Consider the following 18,460-nt stretch of genomic DNA (forward strand, 5'->3'; position numbering starts at 1 on the left):
CTCCTGGAGGCCCTGGAACGGGCCCCACGCGGGACGACTCCGGCGGGTCCGATACAGGACACCCCACGCCGGCCGCCCCCGGCCAGCCGACCACCCTGGCGCCCGTCCGCCCGGTGACGCTGGTCGTCGGTGGCGACGTGACGGTGGGCCACCACTATCAGACGTACTTCGATGAACAGGTGGGCAAGGGCCGCTCGCGCGAGGAGATGTACGCGTACGGCTTCCGCGAGGTGAAGCCCATCGCGGACTCGGGCGACCTGTTCGTCGTGAACCTGGAGTGCCCGTACACGGACAGCACGCAGAAGCTGCCCAAGAACTTCAACTTCAAGGCGCGGCCGGAGCTGGTGAACGTGCTCAAGGCCGGCAACGTGGGCGTGGTGAGCCTCGCCAACAACCACATGATGGACTACGGCGCGCAGGGGCTCCTGGACACCCTCACCACGCTGGAGGCCGCGGGCGTCCCCTACTTCGGCGCGGGGAGGAACCTCGCGGAGGCGCGCCGCCCGGCCCTGCTCACCGTGGGAGGCCAGCGCATCGCGTTCCTGGGCTACTTCTTCCTGGGCACGCGCAACATCGAGCCGCGGGAGGTCTACGCCACGGACACCACCCCGGGCGTGGCGGGCCACTTCTCCGACGTGGAGGTGATGGAGCGGATGATGGTGGAGGACATCACCGCCGCGAAGGCGCACGCGGACCTCGTGCTGCCCTTCTTCCACTGGGGCATCGAGGGCAACACCACCCCGGAGCCGTACCAGGTGCGGCTCGCGCACGCGGCCATCGACGCGGGCGCGGCGGGCGTGCTCGGCAGCCACCCCCACGTGCTCCAGTCCATGGAGCTGTACCGGGGCGCGCCGGTGGTCTACTCGCTGGGCAACTTCGTGTTCGGGGGCAACTGGAATCCCCGGGACAAGCGCAGCGTCCTGTGGCGGGCGCGCTTCGGTTCCACGGGCTACCTGTCCAGTGACGTGCTGCCGCTCAGGACCGACCGCTATCCGGAGTTTCCCGTCCAGCCGGTGCCCGTGACGGGTGCCGAGGCCGAAGGGGTGATGGCGCTGCTGCGCACCGCGTCCCAGGCCCAGGGGCTGGAGCGGATGTTGCCCGCGCTGAGCCCCACGGAGGCCGGTGAGCCAGGGGCCCGACCGCTCCCCTCCTCGGATGTCCGAGGGGGGGAGTAGTCTGGGTGCTACTTGTTGTTGCGCTGGCCGCGCTTGAAGCGGTTGCGGCGGCGCTTCAGCTGCGCCTTGCGCGTCTTGGCGCGGTTGGCGAGCTTCTTCTTGGAACGATTACCCTTCTGTGCAGGCATGATCGAAGGCTCCGTGTTGGGCGTGAATCGGGCCGCACCGGGCGGCGACGGGGGGCGTTCTTACATGCCCGTGCCCAGACGGCCAAGGTTTTCCTTGACGCCCTCGGCCCTTGCCAGAGGGCGGCCAAAGGGGCAAGACGCCCCGGGACCCACGCATGATTGACAAATTGGAAGAGGTCGAGCGCCGCTTCGAGCGGCTCACGGCCGACCTGTCGAACCCCGAAATCCTCGCCGATACGGCGAAGCTCCAGAAGGTCTCCAAGGAGCGCGCCGCCCTGGAGCGGCTGGTGGAGACGTTCCGGGCCTACCGCAAGGTGCTGGCGGATCTGTCGGAGGTGGAGACCTGGCTGGCCAGCTCCGACCCCGACGAGAAGGCCTACGCGCGCGAGGCCCTGCCCGGCCTGAAGGAACAGCGCGAGGTGCAGGAATCCGCGCTGAAGATCCTCCTGCTGCCCAAGGATCCCAATGACGAGAAGAACGTCATCCTGGAGATCCGCGCGGGCGCGGGCGGCGACGAGGCGGCCCTCTTCGCCGAAGAGGTGATGCAGATGTACCTGCGCTACGCGGACCGCAAGGGCTGGAAGGCGGACATCCTGGACATGAGCGCGGGCAACGCGGGCGGCGTGAAGGACGCCACCGTGACGCTGTCCGGGGACGCCGTGTTCAGCCAGCTCAAGTACGAGTCCGGCGTGCACCGCGTCCAGCGCGTGCCGGCCACGGAGACGCAGGGGCGCATCCACACCTCCACCATCACCGTGTCGGTGATGCCGGAGGCGGAGGACGTGGACGTGCAGATCAACCCGGCGGACATCGAGATGCAGGTGATGCGCTCCACGGGCGCCGGCGGCCAGAGCGTCAACACCACGGACTCCGCGGTGCGCCTCATCCACAAGCCCTCCGGCATCGTGGTGAAGTGCCAGCAGGAGAAGAGCCAGGGGAAGAACCGCGCCATGGCCCTGCGCATGCTGCGCGCGAAGCTCTACGACATGGAGCAGGAGCGCATCCGCAACGAGCGCGACTCCATGCGCCGGGGCCAGGTGGGCACGGGCGACCGCAGCGAGAAGATCCGCACGTACAACTTCCCGCAGGACCGGCTCACCGACCACCGCATCGGCCTCACCGTGCACAACCTGCCGGCCATCATGGTGGGCAACGTGGACGAAGTGATTACCGCCTGCCGCACGCACTACCAGGCGGAGGCCCTCAAGGCGCAGACGGGCAGCGGGCGCCCCTCCGGCGAAGCATGAGCGACGTCTGGACCATCCGCCGGGTCCTCACCTGGACGACGCAGCACTTCGAGAAGCGTCAGGTGGACGCGCCCCGGCTCACGACGGAAATCCTGCTGGCGCACGTGCTCAAGACGGGCCGCGTGCGCCTGTACGTGGACCTGGACCGGCCCCTGGCGAAGGAGGAACTCACCGCGTTCCGAGCGCTCATCGAGCGCCGCCTCGCCGGAGAGCCCACCAACTACCTGACGGGCACGAAGGAGTTCTACAACCGGCCCTTCAAGGTGGACGCGCGCGTGCTCATCCCCCGGCCGGAGACGGAGCTGCTGGTGGAGGCCCTCCTCCACGCGGTGCCCAGGGACGCGCCCTCGAAGGTGCTGGACGTGTGCACGGGCTCCGGCTGCATCGCCATCAGCGTGGCGGCCGAGCGCCCCCAGGCCACCGTGTTCGCCACCGACCTGTCCCCGGACGCGTGCGCGCTGGCGAAGGAGAACGCCCAGGCGCTGGGCGTGGCGGACCGCGTCTTGGTGCTGGAGGGCGACCTGTTCGGGCCCCTGCCCCCGGACGCGCGCTTCCAGGTGGTGGTGTCGAACCCGCCGTACATCGACTCGGGCGACATCGCCGGGCTGTCGGCGGAGGTGCGCCGCGAGCCCCGGCTGGCGCTGGATGGCGGACCGGATGGCCTGACGGCGTTGCGGCGGGTCATCCAGGGCGCTCGGCGGGTGCTGGAGCCTGGCGGACTGCTTGCATTGGAGATGGGGGAGACCCAGGGAAGCGCCGTCCTGGAGCTCCTGCGGGCCGCGGGGTACGCGGACGCGCGTGTGGAGAAGGACCTGGAACGGCGTGAACGCATGGCGTTCGGGACACAGCCCGCGGCCTGACGGCCACAGGGCCGAGGCTGGGAAGAGGCACGGGAAGACATGGACAAGATCGTTCTGAAGGGTGGCACCCCGCTGCACGGTGAGGTGGAGGTGTCCGGCGCGAAGAACGCGGCGCTGCCCATCCTCGCCTCCGCGCTCCTGGCGGAGGGCACCACCACCTTCCGCAACGTGCCGGACCTGGCGGATGTGAAGACGATGCTGGCGGTGCTGCGCACGATGGGGTGCGAGGCCGAGCGGCTGACGGGCAAGAAGGCCGACACCTGTGAAATCAGCATCACCGGGGACATCACCCCGGAGGCGCCCTACGACCTGGTGAAGACGATGCGCGCCAGCATCCTGGTGCTGGGGCCGCTCGTCGCGCGCTTCGGCCGGGCGCGCGTGTCCATGCCGGGAGGGTGCGCCATTGGCGCGCGGCCCATCGACCAGCACCTGAAGGGCTTGAAGGCGCTGGGCGCCGAAATCCACCTGACCGAAGGGTACGTGGAGGCCCGGGCGAAGCAGCTCAAGGGCGGCATGGTCAACTTCGACGTCATCACCGTCACCGGCACGGAGAACGTGATGATGGCGGCGGTGCTCGCGAAGGGCCGCACGGTGATGGAGAACTGCGCGCGCGAGCCGGAGGTGGAGGAGCTGGCGCGGGTGCTCAACAAGATGGGCGCGAAGGTGGAGGGCGCGGGCTCGTCCGTCATCACCATCGAGGGCGTGGAGTCGCTGAACCCCGTGGACCACGCCATCCTGCCGGACCGCATCGAGGCGGGCACGCTGCTGGTCGCGGCGGCCATCAGCGGGGGCAACGTGCTGGTGAAGCACGCCCGGCCGGAGCACCTGGACGCGGTCATCGACAAGCTGCGCGAATCAGGCTGCACCATCACCGCCGAGGGTGGCGGCCTGCGCTGCAAGGCGCCCAGGTCGCTCAAGTCGGTGAACATCACCACCACGGAGCACCCGGGCTTCCCCACCGACATGCAGGCGCAGTTGATGGCGCTGATGACGGTGAGCCACGGCACGTCGGTCATCTCCGAGAACATCTTCGAGAACCGCTTCATGCACGTGCCGGAGCTGCACCGGCTGGGTGCCGACATCACCATCCAGGGGCACACCGCGGTGGTGAAGGGCGTGAAGGGCCTGAGCGGGGCCCAGGTGATGGCCACCGACCTGCGCGCCAGCGCGTCCCTCATCCTGGCGGGCCTCCGGGCGGAGGGGCAGACCGAGGTGAGCCGCGTCTACCACCTGGACCGGGGCTACGAGCGGCTGGAGCGGAAGCTGCGCGGCCTGGGGGCGGACATCCGGCGGGTGAAGGAGCGGGCCTGAGCCCTGGGGGCTGGTCGAACGCCCGTTGCCAACAGAAGCAGCCGCATGGGTTGCATCCGAATTTTTGGGCGACTTATCATTCTCCATTCACCGGGGAGCACCGCTCCCCTTTTCAGGAGAATGAGCCGCCCCATGGATTGCCCCGCTGGTTGCGACGTCGAAATGACTGATCTCGAGGGAGATCACGAGACGTTGCGGGAATGTAAAGAATGCGGCGGGCTGTGGATCAACGTCGCGGACCTGAACCGGATCCTCCTGCACAACAACCTGCTCGGACTCGAGGGCCAGGGCGGCAAGGTGGACGCCGAGGCCCTGACTGGCAACTGCCCGGACTGCAAGGTCGACCTGGTTCGCGTTGACGGTGGCGACCGTCAGCACCCCCTGCACTTCGACTCCTGCGAGTCGTGCGGAGGCATCTTCCTGGAGTCGGAGTTCGCGGACGCGGCCGACGCCAAGCAGGCGGAGGAGAAGATCGTCGCCTTCTTCCGCAACTTCGACGCGAAGCGGAAGACCCGGGCCGCCATCTAGCCGGCCGACGCCCGGGCCACGTTCCGGGCGTTGTCAGGGATGGCTGCGGAAGTCGCTCCCCCACTCCGCGGGGAGCGCGCCGTCCAGCGCCAGCGAGGCGGACGCCTTCGGCCCCTCGCCGGCGGCGCTTCGCTCGAAGCCCACCGGCACCCGGCCCTTCTTGGGGATGTCCAACGTCACGCGGCTGCCCGACACCGTGTAGGTGCCGGTGACGACCGTGGTGGGCTCGGGCGTCTCCAGGGGCTCCAGCGAGAAGCGCCAGGTGCCGTCCACGAAGAAGGACAGGAAGCGCTCCGGGGCGCCCTCGTGGCCGCCGAACCACGTGCCCAGAAGCGGCGCCACGCGGGCGTCGTACTTGAAGCGGGTGGCGAGCGCGGGCGCGTTGAGGGGCTTGCCGCCCGAGTAGAGGACGAGGTCGGTGATGCACACCGGGGCGCCCTCCTTCGTGCCGGGGAAGCGGTCGGCCACCTCCAGGACGAAGCGCGCGCCGAACAGCGGCTGCGTCAGGGGCACCGCCTGCAGGCCGCGCTTGTCCTGCACGGTGACGCTGCGCGAGGCCTCCACGCTGGTGAGGGTGAACTTGCGCACCCGGCCGTTGGCCTTGAAGGCGTCGCGGGAGGTGCCATCGCCCGTGTAGACGCGCACCTCGTCCAGGGTGACGGGCTCCTTGAAGCCGATGATGACGTGGGCGGGCTTCTCCCCTTCGGCGCACCACGCGGTGGTGTCCCGGCCGTCCAGCAGGTTCAGGGGCGAGTAGTGCTCCGGACGCGCGTCCTTCTCCACGTAGGCTTCCGCCTGGGCATAGCCGGGCGCGGCCGGCGCGGCGGCGAGGACGGAGGGAGCGGCGAGCAGCAGGGAGGCCACGGACAGGCTTCGCATGGGGCGCATCTTGGATCGTCCCTGCCCCGGGGCTCCAGTCCGGGTGCGCACCTTCCGTCTCCACCGGACCTTCAGGCTCTGGCGGGGGGCCTGGATGAAAGCGCCCTGGCGCGGGTTGGGGGTGCTTGACACCCGGACACCCCCGGGCCGACAAGGCGATGCGACCGAGGAGGAAGACGTGAATCGACGTTGGGGCTGGGTCTGTGTGCTGGGGCTGGGTCTGGGGGTGGCCGCCTGCAAGAAGGACGTCCCGCAGGAGGTGGACGCGGGCGTGGTGGAGACGGGCCCGGCGGCGCTCACGGAGCAGGAGCCCAACGAGCGTCCCGACCAGTCGCTGGCGCTCACGCGCGACAGCGTGGTGACGGGGGGCCTGGCGGCAGAGCCCAACAAGCTGGACGAGGACTGGTACCGGCTCGCGCCGGGTGCGCCGCGCATCGCGGACGTGACGGTGTCGGGCCTGCCGGGCGGGGACATCAAGCTGGACGTCTACGACCAGGACCGCAACCGGCTGGTGGGCGTCAACAGCGACGGCGAGGGCAAGGGCGAGCGCCTCCCCAACCTCTTCGTGGAGAAGGAGCGCTGGGTGGTGGTGTCGCCCGCGCGCAAGGGGATGGGCGGGGCCTACACCCTGGAAGTGAAGTACCGCGCGCCCAACGACGGCGAGGAGCGCGAGCCCAACGACCGCGCCGTGGACGCCGCGGCCCTGCCGCTGGGGCAGACGGTGACGGCGTTCCTGGGACACTCGGGGGATGAGGACTGGTACCGGGTGGAGCTGCCCGACACCGGCACCCCGGGCGGAGAGGTCCCCGTGCAGGCCCCTGCTCCGGACACAGCGCCGGCGGCCCCGGGTGCACCGGCCCCGACGGGCGCGGCCGTGCCGCCTCCGTCCGTGCCGGACGAGACGCCGGTCATCGACGACAACGCGGCGCCCTCCCCTTCCCCGGAAGGCACGTTCGCGGGCGGTGAGCCTCCCGCCACGCCCCCTGCGACTCCGCCCGCTGGAGAGATCGCCGGGGAAGCCGCGGGTTCGGCGGTGGTGGACGCGGGCATCCCGCTGCCTCCCGAGGTGCCGTCGGTCGCGCTGAAGATTGAACTGTCCGCCGTGGAGGGCGTGCGTCCGGAGATCTCCGTGCTGTCCGCCGCGGAGGCGCCGCTGTTCACGCTGCAGGGCAAGGAGGGCGAGCCGCTGGCGCTGCGCAACATCGGCGTGCGCGCGACGGACCGGGTCGTCTACCTGGTGGTGAAGGGCGGCTGGGTGGGCACCGGCAAGGCGCAGCGGCGTACGTTCAACGCGCAGGTGCCCTACACGCTGACCGTGTCGCAGGAGGAGGCGGGGGCGCACGCGGAGCTGGAGCCCAACGACGAGCTGCTCAAGGCCACGCCGCTGACGGGCGCGGGTTACCGCGAGGGCTTCCTGTCGCCCAAGTCGGACGTGGACAACTACGTGCTGACGACGCGCGAGCCGGTGCTGGCCAAGGTGGAGCTGACGGGCGTGGACCGGCTGGACCTCACGCTGTCCATGGTGGAGCCGCCGCAGGGCGACGGGCAGAAGGAGACGGTGCTGCTCAAGGCCAACGACGGCGCGCTCAAGGAGCCGGAGCGGCTGAACAACGTCGCGTGCAACGGCACCTGCTACTTCCGGGTGGAGGGGTCGTTCCGGAAGGTGGGGGCCAAATTCGTGAAGGACTTCGAGAACGCGGAGCAGCCCTACCGCATCACGGTCACGACGGTGCCGGACAACGGCAGCGAGGAGCGCGAGCCGAACAACACCTCCGAGCGCGCGCAGGACCTGGCGCTGGGCAAGGCGGTGCGCGGCACGGTGTACCCGGCGAAGGACGTGGACTACTTCCGGGTGGACCTGTCTGACAGGCCGGTGCGCACGTCGCTCACCGCCACCCTGCTGGGCATCCTCAAGGTGGACGTGGGGCTGTACCTGCACCGCGTGCAGCCGGACGGGAAGCTGACGCTCGTGCAGACGTCCGACCGGGCCAAGGGCGACCAGCCGGAGACCATCCGCTACAGCGCCGAACCGGGCGTCTACCTCTTCGAGGTGCGCGACGCGCGCAACCGCGAGGCCAACTTCCAGGACTCGTACCAGCTGACTGTTGAAGAGGGGGAGTAGCGGCCCACTTCTGATTGACAACCTCGAGGCCCGCCCCTACTTTGGGCCTCGCTTCGCCTGCGGTGGTAGCTCAGTTGGTAGAGCACGAGCTTCCCAAGCTCGGGGTCGAGGGTTCGAATCCCTTCCGCCGCTCACTCATAAAGGCCGGTAGTTCTTGAGGAAACTCGGGACTACCGGCCTTCGTCTTTGCGGGCCTTGGACCGCCTTTCGGCGTCGGACAACTCGCGAAAGGCCAGGATCCGACCTGACATGGGCTCCGCTGCGCCCCGCGCAGCCCTTCCACACTCCAGGAGCCGTCCATGGTCCACATCGCGGGTTTCCCTCGTCGCATCACCCTCTGGGCGGGCCTCGCCCTCGCACTGGGGGGCACCCTCACGGGCTGTGCTCCGCCAGAGCCCGAGGCCTTGTTACCGGGGGAGCCCGAGGCGTCCCTGGACTCACAATCCCAGGCCCTGTCCCATCCCAACGGGAGCAGCCGCACGGTGGTGTCGCGGCGGGTCGTCTACAAGGACGCCTCCGGCAACTACCAGGCGGCACCGGGCTTCGAGCAGTTCCGCGCGGCCGGCGCCTCCGACAGCACGCTCCACGCCATCCGCATCGCCCAGGTGGAGGCCCCGAGCGTGCGCGAGGCCATCGTCTTCATGACGGCCGGGCAGAAGATCTCCAGCAGCGGCCACTCCAGCGGGGTGACGGGCCAGTCCTCCAACTGGGACGCGACCTGTGACGGCGTCTCCTGCCCCAATGTGCTCCTGGATGGACGCTCCCTGGCCATGAAGCTCCAGGCCCTGGGCTGGTTTCCTCCGGGCAAGACACACCTGTCCGTGGTCAATGACAACAACTTCGACCACCTGTTCGACAGCGACACGAAGCAGCGCATCGTCAACGGATTCGCCCAGTGGCTCCAAGCCCAGGTCCGGCCCGAGACGCGGTCCATCTACCTGGCGGGCAGCTCACGCGGCGGATGTCTGGTGATGCGCATGGCCCAGGCGCTCCGCGCCAACACGGCGCTGGATGGCATCGACATCTATGTGTCGTCGTTCGATGGCGTGTGCAGGAACAGCCAGGGCGAACTGGGCACGTTCGACACCAAGGTGAACAACCCCGTGCGCCCCTGGGGCACGTTCTATGGCGCCTGGGCCACCGACCTGTCCGCCCAGTTCCCCCGCCGCGCTCGGCTGCACCTGTACCAGGTGGTCGGAGGCCAGGAGGTCGTGCCGGCCGCCGGCATCCGCGCCTTCTCCGCGTACTCCGGCGCCACGCCTCCCTCGACGGGCACGAACCTGGACTGGGGTTGGTACAAGCAGACCTGGGTGAAGTGGCAGCACAAGGAGATTGGCAATCCGTACACCGACCCGAGCACGTCGGATCAGCCGCTCGTCGTCTCGGAGACGATTGACGCGCAGCTCACCTGGCTGGACGGCCTGCTGTAATCGAACTGCCCATTCGGAGTGCCCAGGACTCCCGGCCTTCGTCCACCGGCTCCACACTTCCTCCACAACCTGCCGGCATCTTCTTCCCACCTTGACGAGGCGCTTGGGGCGCCTGGAGGGGGGAGGCAGTCATGTCGGATGTGAATCAGGGGTGGAACCTCGCGGTCGCCTGCGACCCGACGCTGATTTCGACGGGCATCAGCCGCGTCTTCGGGAACCAGCCGGACATCACCCAGCGGCTGGACAAGGACACCACGCTGACGCTGCGCCTGTCGGAGACGACGTGCGCGTTCGATCCGGCGGCGGGCACGCTGATCCTCAACGTGCCCGACACCGTCACCCAGGGTGGCCAGTCCACCGACGGTACCGTCGCCATCGCCGTGACGCTGGCCTGCCTCGGCATGGGCTGCGTCTACCCGGACTGGTACCTGTCCACCACCGGTGCGCCGGGCTGTGGCGCGAGCCCCGGCGGCACCTGGCAGCTCAGCGGCGACTCGCTCACCCTGGAGACGTGGCTGCGGATGAGCACCGGCGGCCCGCAGACCCTCTTGTCCCTCGCCAGCGCGGGCGTGTCGCTGGGCCTGGAGGATGACTGCCTCGTGCTCGCCTGGGGCAGCGGGCGCTATGCCTCGGCCAGCCTGAGCAATGCCTCGCTGGATGACGGCCGCTGGCACCATGTGGCCGTGTCCGCGAACAAGGGCACCCTCACCTTCGTCGTCGATGGCCAGCCCAAGGGCACGGCGCCCCTACCCTCCGGACTGAGGGCCTCCGGCTCGGACCTGATGCTCGGCGCGGGCCTCGACGGGAACCTCGCGCGGGTCCGCATCTGGAACGTCGCCCGCGCCACCCCGGACCTCCAGATGGCGATGAACGTCCAGGTCGACCCGAAGAGCGCCGGCCTCGTCGGGGACTGGACCTTCTCCGGTGGCACCGTCACCAACCTCCACGACAACCACACGGGCAGCCTCCAGGGCGGCGCGGCCACCGTCCCCTCCACCGCGAAGGACGCCCCCCTCGAGGACCAGCAGGCCCAGTCCTACCTCTGGTTCTTCGACCCGGAGCACACGTTCACCGTCTCCGTGACGCCCCCTTCCGACGCCGCGCCGCGAATCGCGAGCGCCGTGCGCGCGTTGCTGATGGGTATGACCGTGGCCGCGAAGCCGCTCTCCACCATGGAGCCCTCCGACTCCATGCCGACGACGGGCGTCTTCACGCAGCCCCACAGCCCGGACACGGGCCTCGTGCTGCTGGCCATGGGCCGCAACACCCTGCCGCCCCGGTGGCCCGCGCCCAAGGCCATCGCCCCCGACGCCGACCTCGCCACCTCCGCGACCCAGAACACGACGCTGTCGCTGGATGACGACTTCGTGCTGGCCCTGATGCTCCCCCAGGTCGCCACCAGCCTGAGCATCCCCGCCTCGGACCTGCGCGTCGCGGGCACCCCACCCGTGCTCTCACTCGTGAAGCCGGTGGACGCGACGACGCTGCAGGGCAAGCACTTCCACCTGACAACCCTGACGATGTCCCTCACCCCCGCCAAGGGCGTCTCGTTCTCGCTCAGGGGCACCGCGAGTCACATGGTCATCAAGACCTCGGGCATCTACACCCTGACGGTCAAGGACAACAAAGAAGGCAAGCCGGGCCTCTACCACGACATCCTCGACCCGAAGGTGAGCATCACGCCGAACCCGGATGACCCGGCCGTGCAAACCATTCAGGCGTTGAGCTCCGGCTTCTCGCTCGCGGCCATCGTGGCCGGCATCATCGCCGCCGTGTACCTGAGCGCGGCGTCCAGGGCGCAGTCGGCGACCCTTGGCCTGCTCCAGGGCAAGGAGGGCTTCCCCAAGGATCCGCCCGACCTCCAGGACTTCACCCTCCAGGGCGTCGCGTTCGTCGCGGGGCTGTTGGTGCACGGCCAGTTCATCCCGTCCGGCGGCACCTTGAGCACCTCCCCGTCCCGAAGCGCCTCGCAGGGCCCGGTCATCACCGGCTTTACGCCCCAGGGCGGTGCCCCCGGCACGCAGGTCACCGTCACGGGCTCGGGCTTCACCGGGGTGCGCGGCGTGAAGTTCGGGGACACCCTGGCGTCGTACGTCCGGTGCTGGAGCGACCAGCAGCTCGTGGCGCGGGTCGCGGACGGCTCCACGAGCGGCCCCCTCCAGGTGATGACGCCCGCGGGCACCGCCACGTCGAGCGCGTCCTTCGCCGTCACCCCCGCGCCCACCCTCCAGTCCGTCAGCCCGGCGAGCGCGGAGGCCGGCGCCACGGTGACGCTGCGCGGAGAGGACCTGGACTCCACCACGGCCGTGTACTTCTCCGAGGATCTGCCCGCGCCCATCGTCGCGAGGTCCCAGGGCCAGCTCACCGCCCGGGTGCCACCGGGCGCCGTCAGCGGCCCCATCACCGTCGTCACGCCGAGCGGCAGGGCCACCGTGGCGGGCTTCACCGCCGTCAGCAGCGCGCCCCCCACGCTCGGCACGTTCGAGCCTCCGTCGGGTCTGGAGGGCACCGAGGTCACCGTCACCGGCTCCGGCTTCACGGGCACCCGGGGGGTCACCTTCAACGGGACGCCGGCGTCCTCCATCACCGTGCTGAGCGACACGCAGCTCGTCGCGGCCGTGGGGCCCAGGACGACGTCCGGCCCCATCGGCATCACGAACACCCGCGGCTCGGGGGCGTCATCCCGGCCGTTCCAGCTCCAGACCCCGCCCCAGCTCACCCACTTCTCGCCCACGCAGGGCGCGCCGGGCACGACCGTCACGCTTCACGGCACCGGCCTGGGCGGCACCACGGCGGTCCACCTGGGAGCGCCGGGCGTGGAGGTGCCCCTGCTCTCCGTGAGCGACACGCAGCTCACCGTCACCTCGCCGGGGGGCACGGCCAGCGGCCCCATCTGCGCGCAGACGCCCGCCGGCACCGCGCGGACGGAGCAGTCCTTCACCGTGCTGAGCACCGCGGTGCCTGTGATTGCGTCCTTCAGCCCCGCGAACGGCGGCCGAGGCACGGCCGTCACCCTCACCGGCTCCGGCTTCACCGGGACGACGCGCGTGCGCTTCGACGGCGTGGACGCGGCGGGCTTCGAGGTGGACTCCGACACGACGCTCACCGCCTACGTGCTCGCCAAGGCGCAGAGCGGCCTCATCAGCGTCACCAACACGCGGGGGACCCAGAAGACGACCCAGTCCTTCCACTTCGTGGCCCCGCCCGGCCTCAAGACGATGACGCCCGCGTCCGGCAAGGCGGGCGACGCGGTCACCCTCGGCGGCACGGGCCTGACGGACGCGACGTCCGTGCGCTTCGGCGACCTGTCCACCGCGGAGGCCCCCATCAGCGTGAAGGGAGACTCGCTCGTCGTCACCGTGCCCCCCGGCGCGGTCACCGGGCCGGTCCACGTCACCACGCCCGGAGGCCAGGTCCGGAGCACCGTGACGTTCACCGTGGCGCCGGGCGCGCGGCCCACCGTCACCGGCTTCACGCCCGCCACCGGCGGCGCGGGGACGGAGGTCACCCTCACCGGCTCCGGCTTCACCGCGACGACGGGCGTGCGCATCGGGGACGTCCCGGCGGCCAGGTACGAGGTGCACAGCGACACGCAGCTCGTCGCGGTGGTGGCCAACGACACGATGACGGGGAGCGTGTCCGTCACCAACGGCGCGGGCACGGGCGGGTCGGAGGCCCCCTTCACCGTGCCCGTGAGCGTGACGGGGTTCACGCCCACGAGCGGTCCCGCCGGCACCGAGGTCCGCATCGAGGGCCAGGGCTTCACGAACACGCGGCGCGTGAGCTTCGGGGACTCCGCCATGCCCGCCAGCTTCACCGTGCGGAGCGACACGGGGCTCACGGCCTGGGTGCCCTCGGGCGCGGTGGGCGGGCACGTCCAGGTGGCCACGGAGGACGCCGTCACCACGTCGTCCACGGACTTCCACGTGGAGAGCAGCGCGCCCCCGGAGGTCCAGGGCTTCTCGCCCACGGCGGGCCCACCCGGGACGCGGGTGACGGTGGACGGCGCCGGCTTCACCGGGGCGACGGACGTGAGCCTGGGCGGCGTGTCCCTGAAGCACTTCCAGGTCCTGAGCGACGCGCAGCTCACCTTCACGGTGCCCCCGGGCGCTGCGTCCGGGGTCATCCAGGTGACCAACACCCTGCCGACGCCGGGCTCGTCGAAGGGGGGCTTCCAGGTCACCTCCGTGACGACGTCCGCCCCGGCGCGGGCCGCGAGCTGAGCACCGGTTGATTCCACCGCGGGGCCCGCTCCATCGTGGGGCCCCGCCGCTTCACACGGGAGGTCGTCCGCCATGGACCCACGCAGTCCCATCCTGGTCGTGGAGGACGACCCGCCCATCGCCGCCGGGCTCGTCCGCGGGCTGAAGCTCGCGGGCTTCCAGGTGTCGCTCGCCACCGACGGCCGGCAGGCGCTGGAGCTGGCGGAGAAGGAGCGCCCCGCCCTGGTGGTGCTGGACCTGAACCTCCCGGGGCTGGATGGCTTCGAGCTGCTCGAGGCCTGGAGACACCGGCTCCGGGTCCCCGTCATCGTCCTCACCGCGCGGCAGGAGCTGGAGGCCCGGCTGCGCTCCTTCGGCCTGGGCGCGGTGGACTACCTGGCCAAGCCGTTCTGGCTGGAGGAGCTCATCGTCCGCATCCGGGCAAGGCTCCGCCTTCCGGACGAGGAGGCCCGCCGCGTGCTGCGCTGGGCGGACGTGAGCATCGACCTGGATGCGCGCACCGTGAGCCGGGAGGGTGCCGGCCCCGTCGCCTTCACGCGCAACGAGCTGGACATGCTCCTCTACCTCGCCGAGCGCCCCGGCCGCGCCCTCACGCGGGAGCAGATCGCCGACCAGGCCCTGCCCCCCAACGAGGAGCGGGACGCAAGGACGGTGGACTCGCACGTGGCGCGCATCCGCAAGAAGCTGGGCCCCGCGGGCGCGCACCTGCGGACGGCGTGGGGCATCGGCTACCGGTTCGACCCGGAGCCTGGCCCATGAAGCTCTGGAGCGGACTGGCGTGGCGCACCACCGTCGCGTCGCTGCTGCTGGGGGTGCTGGCGACGCTGGCGGCGTCGTACTTCTCCGTCCGGAAGGTGGTGGCGGAGTCCACGCGGTTCAGCGCGCGCTTCTTCACCGAGGCCATGCTCATGACCCATGGCGAGGCGTGTCGCGCGGCGCCTGGCGGCTGGACGTACACCTCGCCCACGGGACTCACGGTGGTGGCCTTCGACGCGGCCCGGGTGCTGGGCTCGCCCGGAGCCGGGACCTCCGGCGCGGGGCCAGACCCGGCGCTCGTCGCGAGAATGGCCCAGGGAGAGCAGGAGCCCGTCTCCCTCCACTTCCCGCTCTTCGACGGCAGCGCGTGGGGAGGAAAGCTCCTGACGCGGGTGGCGGCCGCGGGACCGTGCAGCCTGCTGGAGTACCGGTGGCCGCGGATGACGAACCGGCTGAGCGAGCTGCGCTGGATGCTGCTCGCGGCGGTGGCCTTCACGGCGCTGGCGTCCGCGCTCTCCATGGCGGCGGTCATCACCCCGCTGCTGCGGCGGCTGCGGCGGCTGCACGGCGCGGCGGGCGGGCTGGGCAGCCCGGGCTATGCGTCCCCGGCCGACACGATCGCGGACGAGCTGGGCGACCTGTCCCGCGGGCTGGATGCCACGCATGCGCGCGTGCTGTCGGACGCGGCGCGCATCGAGGCCCAAAAGCACGCGCTGGAGCGCTTCCTGTCCAACGTGGCGCATGACCTGAAGACGCCCATCGCGTCCCTGCAGCTCGCGCTGGAGCTGGCCACGACGGCGCCCTCGCAGGCCCTGCCGGAGCTGCTGGTGCGAGGCATCGAGGACACCGTGTACCTCACGGCGCTGGTGGACAACCTGCGCCTGGCCTGCCAGCTCGGTGAGGACGTGGATCCGCTGGAGGGGGAGCCTCGCGCGGAGCTGGGGATGATCGTGGAGCGCGTGGTGCGGAGGCTGGGGCTGCTGGCCCGCCGCAAGGCGCTGTCCGTGGAGTCCTCGCACCCCGATGCGGAGCTCTGGGTTCGCTGTCACCCGACGATGCTGGAACAGGCGGTGGGCAACCTGGTCCACAACGCCATCACCCATGGCGACCCGGGCGGACACGTGGTGGCGCTGCTGGAGCCGGTGGGGACGGAGCGGTTCCGCCTCACGGTGCTCGATGACGGACCGGGGCTTCCCCCCGAGGGCCTGGGCCGCCTGGGCGAGCGGCTGTTCCGCGCTCCCGAGGCCCGACACCGGGACCCTCGCGGCAGCGGCCTGGGCGTGGCCATCGTTCGCGAGCTGTGCCGGCGGGCCGGGCTGACCCTGACGTTCTCGGCGAACGCGCCTCGGGGGCTCCAGGTCATCATCGAGGGCCCCCGGGCGGCGCCGCCCGCGGAAGCGATGGCTGCGCGCGCCGCGGGGTGCCCACCGCCTCTCCCTAGAACGACTGGATGACCACCTGCCCGCACGCGGTGACATCGGCCACGGTGAAGGCCACGTGCGAGTGGCCGATGACCACTTTGACCTTGGCCTTGCTGACGTGGTGGACCTGGGTGGGGACCTCCAGCGCGGTCGTGTCGAACATCACGGGAAGCTGGACCACTTCATTCCCATACAGGTCGAAGAAGCCCGCGCTGCCCGTGTAGGTCCCGACCCGGATGTCACTCGCCTTGGCGGAGACATGGGATGCGGTAGACGCCCGCGGGAACAGCGGAGTCCGGCACGTTCACATACACGAAGCCGACGTCGACGCCCTGGGCATACCGGGTGGCGGGGACCTCTTCGAGTCCCACTGCGGGCGCGGCCGCGAGGGCGGATGAGCCCGCGGTCGCCGTGGCGATCTCCTCCGTGGAGATGGGCAGCTTCGCGACCTGGGCCGCCTGCGCGAGGTCCACCGGCAGGTCGGTGCAGGTGTCTGTCATCACCGCGCGAGCGGAGGCCGGGCTTCCCCGGGGCTCTCCGGCCCAGGCGAGGCCAGCGAAGAGGATCAGCGACGACACGAGGACAGGACGGTGGATGGCTTTGAGGGTCATGGGCAACTCGGACGTGAGGGCTGTATTCAACGACAAGTCCAGACACATCACCCTGAAGACAGGCCTCCGGCACAGGTGGCCCGATGCCACCCCTCCCAGACGCGACCAGACGGTTTTCCGGCGAGGCGGCGTTTTTGAATCGGTCCGGTGCTGATACGCCTCATGGAGGAGGAAGCACCGCGATGAACGAGCACGACATCCACGAAGCAGGGCCTGCCCTTCGCGCGAAGCTCGAGGAGATCGGAGCGAAGGGCTGGACGGAGTTGGTCGGGATGAAGGTGGCGTGGGGCCGCGGCACGGAGTGGCTGGCCATGGGGGAGACGTTCGTGCCGGCACCGGGAACCATCGAGGGGCTGAATGCGTTCCTGAGAGAGTCGTGGGCGGAGCTGGATTCAGACACCGGCCTCGAGGAACTGATGGAGCTGGTGAACCGGACGACCCAAGCGCGGGTCATTCGCACGAGGAGGGACCTGCGCCACCTCACGGAGGATCAGCCGGGACCGGAAGTGGTCCGCAGCGGCACCATCGGGGAGCGGGGGCTGGCGCGCTGGGAGGCGCCGCGGTGGGATGCGCGGGGGCTGGTGTTCTACGCCAACCTGCGACGGCAAGACGGCGCGGATTTCGTCTGCCTGAGGGTGAACCTGATCACGAGGACGATCTCGGTCGAGGTCGTCGATGGGGGATGGTTCGAGATCGCGGCGTTCCTGGGGTGAAGCACGGGCCGGGAGCGATTGCGCTCGAAGGTCATCCCGCGGTCCTCAGAACACGCCGTTCAGCTGCAAGCCGCCTCCGTCCGGGCCCACGGTGGGGGACAGGCTCGCCTGGATGAAGCCCGGGAGCCTTCGCGTCCGAGGCGTGCGGGCGGGGTCCTCCGACAGTCCCAGCTCCCCCTGGAGCCGCAGGTTGTAGCCATCCGCCAGCTCGCGCGCCTGGTAGGGCTCGATGGGATGCGGGTTGAGCAACACGCCATAGGCGATGACGCCCACGCCCACCAACCCGACGCCCATGCCGACCAGGCTCAGCGTGAGCCGCTGGTCGCCGCGATCCAGGTTGCCCCGGACGCAGGCGCTGAAGCCGGGCCGGGCGATGTCGCAGTCCTCGTCCTTGGGCCCCAGCACCCCGAGGATCAAGCCCATTCCCGCCACCATCGTCACTCCGCCCGCGACCCCGATGACGGTCTTCTTGCGCATGTTGGACTGGTACGCCTCCACCAGGTCCGCCCTGCCCAGCTTCTCGTAGAACCCCACGCCCTCCAGCGGCCTCCTGTGCTTCCCCTCGTAGGGGATGCTCCAACGGCCGAGTGTCTTCGGAGGACTCATCGACAGGCCGCCATTGCCTGCCATCCAGGGGCCCACCGCCGTCGCGACGTAGTCGTCGAAGCCGATGTGCCGCAGTTCGTATTGTTCCTTCGCCTCCACGAACGAGAGCACCGGGCGCTCCGGAGCCGGCGGCGTCACGGCCTCCGTGGGCGGCGTGTCGGCGCGTGGGGCCTCCGCGGCCGTGTCCGCCGGCCGGGGCTCCTCGACGGCGGGGATATCGCTGGCGGCGCCGGAGAGGGGCTCCTCGGCGACAGGAGTCGCGAGCGAAACCGTGGGCATCAGGGCGACAGACAGCAACAGTGTGCGAATCATTGGCGCCGCGTCATATCGAGTGCCCTGCTCCCTGACAAACGCCCCCTGCCCCCTTTCGCCGCTCGACCCGGGCACCTGCTGACGCAAACCACCCTCCCCTGTCAATCCCCCGCAAGAGTGCGGGACGGGGTTTCAGTC

At 70.5% G+C, this 18,460-nt stretch carries 15 protein-coding genes and 1 tRNA gene; 12 read left to right on the forward strand and 4 right to left on the reverse strand.

Going from position 1 to position 18,460, the window contains the following annotated elements:
• The 5 genes from D7X74_RS16880 to D7X74_RS16900 form a co-directional block, all read left to right on the forward strand.
• Window positions 1–1,175: CapA family protein (locus D7X74_RS16880; protein ID WP_147446587.1), on the forward strand; the 1,175-nt coding region annotated here is incomplete at its 5' end.
• A gap of 283 nt (window positions 1,176–1,458) precedes the next feature.
• A complete protein-coding gene (gene prfA, locus D7X74_RS16885; RefSeq protein WP_120533999.1) occupies window positions 1,459–2,550 on the forward strand; it encodes a peptide chain release factor 1 in 1,092 nt (363 codons plus the stop codon).
• Entirely contained in the window at window positions 2,547–3,410 is an 864-nt protein-coding gene (gene prmC / locus D7X74_RS16890; protein WP_120534000.1) for a peptide chain release factor N(5)-glutamine methyltransferase, read from the forward strand. Before prfA ends, prmC begins: the two co-directional genes overlap by 4 nt.
• Before the next feature lie 39 nt (window positions 3,411–3,449).
• Entirely contained in the window at window positions 3,450–4,721 is a 1,272-nt protein-coding gene (gene murA / locus D7X74_RS16895) for a UDP-N-acetylglucosamine 1-carboxyvinyltransferase (protein WP_120534001.1), read from the forward strand.
• 132 nt (window positions 4,722–4,853) lie between these two features.
• Complete coding sequence (locus tag D7X74_RS16900; protein ID WP_120534002.1) at window positions 4,854–5,249, forward strand: zf-TFIIB domain-containing protein; 396 nt, start codon at window positions 4,854–4,856, stop codon at window positions 5,247–5,249.
• Between the two features lie 33 nt (window positions 5,250–5,282).
• Here D7X74_RS16900 and D7X74_RS16905 read toward each other — a convergent pair whose 3' ends face one another.
• Complete coding sequence (locus D7X74_RS16905) at window positions 5,283–6,128, reverse strand: discoidin domain-containing protein (RefSeq protein WP_233595635.1); 846 nt, start codon at window positions 6,126–6,128, stop codon at window positions 5,283–5,285.
• Between the two features lie 178 nt (window positions 6,129–6,306).
• On the opposite strand from D7X74_RS16905, the gene D7X74_RS16910 reads away from it, so the two are divergent.
• The 6 genes from D7X74_RS16910 to D7X74_RS16935 all read left to right on the forward strand — a co-directional run bounded on the left by D7X74_RS16910 (window position 6,307) and on the right by D7X74_RS16935 (window position 16,113).
• Window positions 6,307–8,250, forward strand: a complete 1,944-nt coding sequence (locus D7X74_RS16910; protein ID WP_199741838.1) for an ABC transporter substrate-binding protein — start codon at window positions 6,307–6,309, stop codon at window positions 8,248–8,250.
• 59 nt (window positions 8,251–8,309) lie between these two features.
• Window positions 8,310–8,382, forward strand: a tRNA-Gly gene (locus D7X74_RS16915).
• Window positions 8,383–8,549: 167 nt separating this feature from the next.
• On the forward strand, window positions 8,550–9,680 hold the full coding sequence (locus D7X74_RS16920) for a hypothetical protein (protein ID WP_120534005.1): 1,131 nt from the start codon (window positions 8,550–8,552) through the stop codon (window positions 9,678–9,680).
• Window positions 9,681–9,811: 131 nt separating this feature from the next.
• The gene (locus D7X74_RS16925) at window positions 9,812–13,903 is read left to right on the forward strand and encodes an IPT/TIG domain-containing protein (protein WP_120534006.1); all 4,092 of its coding nucleotides are present in this window, start codon (window positions 9,812–9,814) and stop codon (window positions 13,901–13,903) included.
• Between the two features lie 72 nt (window positions 13,904–13,975).
• Window positions 13,976–14,662, forward strand: a complete 687-nt coding sequence (locus tag D7X74_RS16930; RefSeq protein ID WP_120534007.1) for a response regulator transcription factor — start codon at window positions 13,976–13,978, stop codon at window positions 14,660–14,662.
• Window positions 14,659–16,113 carry a HAMP domain-containing sensor histidine kinase gene (locus tag D7X74_RS16935; RefSeq protein ID WP_120534008.1) on the forward strand — a complete coding sequence of 485 codons (1,455 nt, stop codon included), beginning with the start codon at window positions 14,659–14,661 and terminating at the stop codon, window positions 16,111–16,113. Before D7X74_RS16930 ends, D7X74_RS16935 begins: the two co-directional genes overlap by 4 nt.
• Here the strand turns inward: D7X74_RS16935 and D7X74_RS43005 are convergent.
• Both D7X74_RS43005 and D7X74_RS43010 read right to left on the reverse strand, forming a co-directional pair.
• Window positions 16,097–16,261, reverse strand: coding sequence for a hypothetical protein (locus D7X74_RS43005; RefSeq protein WP_158620397.1), 165 nt, complete (start codon window positions 16,259–16,261; stop codon window positions 16,097–16,099). The two genes, D7X74_RS16935 and D7X74_RS43005, sit on opposite strands and share 17 nt — an antisense overlap.
• A gap of 58 nt (window positions 16,262–16,319) precedes the next feature.
• Complete coding sequence (locus D7X74_RS43010) at window positions 16,320–16,691, reverse strand: hypothetical protein (RefSeq protein ID WP_158620398.1); 372 nt, start codon at window positions 16,689–16,691, stop codon at window positions 16,320–16,322.
• Window positions 16,692–16,873: 182 nt separating this feature from the next.
• Here D7X74_RS43010 and D7X74_RS16945 point away from each other — a divergent pair, with 182 nt between their 5' ends.
• Window positions 16,874–17,404 (forward strand): hypothetical protein, encoded by a 531-nt coding sequence (locus D7X74_RS16945; protein ID WP_233595636.1) that lies wholly within the window; start codon window positions 16,874–16,876, stop codon window positions 17,402–17,404.
• 45 nt (window positions 17,405–17,449) lie between these two features.
• On the opposite strand, the gene D7X74_RS16950 is transcribed toward D7X74_RS16945, so the two are convergent.
• Window positions 17,450–18,322, reverse strand: coding sequence for a hypothetical protein (locus tag D7X74_RS16950; protein WP_147444340.1), 873 nt, complete (start codon window positions 18,320–18,322; stop codon window positions 17,450–17,452).
• Window positions 18,323–18,460: the final 138 nt, after the last annotated feature.

The organism is Corallococcus sp. CA047B, assembly GCF_003612065.1.
GTDB classification, from domain to species: Bacteria; Myxococcota; Myxococcia; order Myxococcales; family Myxococcaceae; genus Corallococcus; species Corallococcus praedator.